The organism is Bradyrhizobium sp. P5_C11_2 (assembly GCF_054049755.1).
Genome location: NZ_JBFULT010000909.1, coordinates 1 through 1,783, shown reverse-complemented (window position 1 = coordinate 1,783; position 1,783 = coordinate 1). Strand labels below are relative to the sequence as shown.

Sequence of the window (1,783 nt, the reverse complement as noted above, 5' to 3'; positions counted from 1 at the left end):
GATCTTCCCTTTCGTCTTGAGCCGGACAGGCCGCTCCGCGTTTCGCAAGCGCTGCCGACTTCACCACGGCGCGCGCGGCCATTGTATAATATAGAACTATATCGTATACAATAAAGACATTGTGTATCCAAAAAGGCGGCAAATATGCGTAATGTCGGATCTAATGTTTTGATTTGTTTGGCGTTTCTCTCCCTCTCACCAGCGTGTCCCCTGTCTGCGCAAAGTAAGTCCGATACGCTGGACAGGATCGCAAGCAGCGGCGTCCTCACCCTTGGCCACCGCGATACGTCGATCCCATTCTCGTATTTCGACGACGCGCAACATGTGGTCGGCTTCTCGGTCGATCTCTGCTCGCGCATCGTCGACCGGATTAAGACCCTGACCAATCGACCCGATCTTCAGGTCAAGTATCTGCCAGTGACATCAGCAACGCGAATTCCGCTGCTCGCCAACGGCACCGTCGATATCGAGTGCGGGTCCACGACGAACACGGCCGAGCGGCAGACGCAGGTGGCATTTTCGTCGACAACCTATTTGACGACCAGCAACTTCGTCTCGAAGAAATCGGCGGGTATCGGTCGCTTCGACGATCTCAAGGGACGCACCGTCGTCTCGACTGCCGGTACCACAAGCCTGCGGTTGCTCAACGAACTCAACGTCCGAAACAACCTCGGTATGACCATCGTTCCGGCGAAGGATCACGCAGAGGCTTTCCTGATGGTTTCGACCGATCGTGCGTCTGCCTTCGTGATGGATGACGTCTTGCTTGCCGGTTTGATCGCCAACTCGCATGATCCATCGCTCTATCAGATTTCGAAAGATTTTCTCTCGGTGGAGCCGTACGCGATCATGATGCGGCGCGACGATCCCGGCTTCAAGCAGTTGGTGGATGCCACGCTTGGTGATCTCTTCAGCTCCGGTGATTTTGAGCGCATCTACCGCAAATGGTTCGAGACGCCGATCCCGCCGCGCAATATCAATCTCAACCTTCCGATGAGCGCAGCACTGAAGAAGGTCGTTCAGCGCCCGAGCGACTCGGCCGATCCGGCATCTTATCAATAGGTGTTCAGTTCGTTTGAGCAGGTTCGGAGGTTCTCTTGCGCAATTCGTGGGCTGATTTTATACGGGGACGGTCGCGATTGTGCGGCAACGAGGGCGATTGGCTGTCACGCCTGTCATGAAAACCCGAACCTCACCCAAGAAAGGTCTGCGTCCAGGCACCCCGCCGGACAAGCCGAGCACCGCTACGAGCGATGGCCGCGTAGCGTCCACACCGGATTTGGTGAGGGATGCGCTGCGCAAGGCCATCTTCAGCGGCGAACTGGCTGCCGGCATGCAGCTGCGCCAGGATGAACTCGCCAGCCGTTTCGGGACAAGCCGTATCCCGGTTCGCGAAGCTCTTCGACAGTTGGAAAGCGAAGGCCTCGTTACGTTGCACCCGAATCGGGGCGCCGCGGTATCGTCGGTCTCGCTGGAAGACGTGCTGGAGCTGCTGGAGATCCGGATCGGTCTGGAATGCCGCGCGCTCAAGCTTGCCATTCCGAACATGGTCGATGCCGATCTCGATTCCGCTGCTGAGATTCTCGGTGGCTATGACAACGAGCCGGAACCCCAGAAATGGGGCGAGATGAACTGGCGGTTTCACGAAACGCTGTACGTTCCCTGCAATCGCCCGAAGCTGCTATCGATGATCGAATTAAACTATGGGCATGTCAGCCGCTTCGTCAGGCTGCAGGTCTCGTTGGCGGCGGGCAAGCAGCAGCCGAACCGCGAGCATTGGGCC

2 protein-coding genes are annotated in these 1,783 nt (G+C 57.5%); both read left to right on the top strand.

From position 1 onward, the window contains the following. Nucleotides 1-144 precede the first annotated feature (144 nt). Entirely contained in the window at nt 145-1,062 is a 918-nt protein-coding gene (locus ACXJL8_RS40160) for an amino acid ABC transporter substrate-binding protein (RefSeq protein WP_456621345.1), read from the top strand. 97 nt (nt 1,063-1,159) lie between these two features. Next, nucleotides 1,160-1,783 (top strand): GntR family transcriptional regulator (locus tag ACXJL8_RS40155; RefSeq protein WP_456686938.1); only part of this gene is annotated, 624 nt, incomplete at its 3' end.

Excerpts from the sequence above, each read along its gene's own strand:
- ACXJL8_RS40160 (WP_456621345.1), top strand. The coding sequence starts at position 145 with ATGCGTAATGTCGGATCTAATGTTTTGATTTGTTTGGCGTTTCTCTCC.